The sequence below is a fragment of the Streptosporangium minutum genome, assembly GCF_002149035.1.
GTDB lineage: Bacteria > Actinomycetota > Actinomycetes > Streptosporangiales > Streptosporangiaceae > Streptosporangium > Streptosporangium minutum.
In genome coordinates, this window is sequence record NZ_NGFP01000546.1 from 1 (window position 1) to 613 (window position 613).

General features: G+C 70.6%; 1 protein-coding gene. It reads left to right on the plus strand.

The window, feature by feature from the left end; all coding sequences use genetic code 11:
- Nucleotides 1-303 precede the first annotated feature (303 nt).
- The coding region (locus CA984_RS44300) for a DUF952 domain-containing protein (RefSeq protein WP_086579184.1) at nucleotides 304-613 on the plus strand (310 nt) is incomplete at its 3' end.

Consider the following 613-nt stretch of genomic DNA (forward strand, 5'->3'; position numbering starts at 1 on the left):
TCCCAGGAGAAGACCTGCCGGTCGGCGAGCACCGACAAGACAGACACCCGCCCCCGCATGCGCCGACCGGTCAGACGACAACAGACATCAGGGCCCCTTGCCGCGATCCGACGGCGAGCACCGCGGGGACCGGGGCAGTCACCACGGACGCGAAACCCCACGACCGGCCGGGCCGTACAGTACAGCCATGCACCTCACCCACAAGCCGGAAACCGCGCCGCCGCACACACCGGAAAGATCCGCGCCTCCCACCCCCGGCACAACCGCCGACGACGTCGACCGCGCCCCGGAGGCCCTGACCCGATGACCATCCTGCACCTGGCCCTGGCCACCGACTGGCAGGCCGCCCAACCGGCGGGGGAGTACCGCGTCTCCACCCTCGGCCGCACCCTCGAACAAGAGGGCTTCATCCACGCCTGCGCCGACCACGCCCAACTGCGGGGCGTCATCCAACGCTTCTACCACGACGTCGACCAGCCCCTGGTACTGCTGACCATCGACCCGGCCGGCCTCGATGTACGCATGGAGACCCCCGCCGACTCAAGCGAGGCCTTCCCCCACATCTACCAGCCGCTCCCACTGCGCGCCGTCCTCTCCGCCGTCGCCTTCCCCC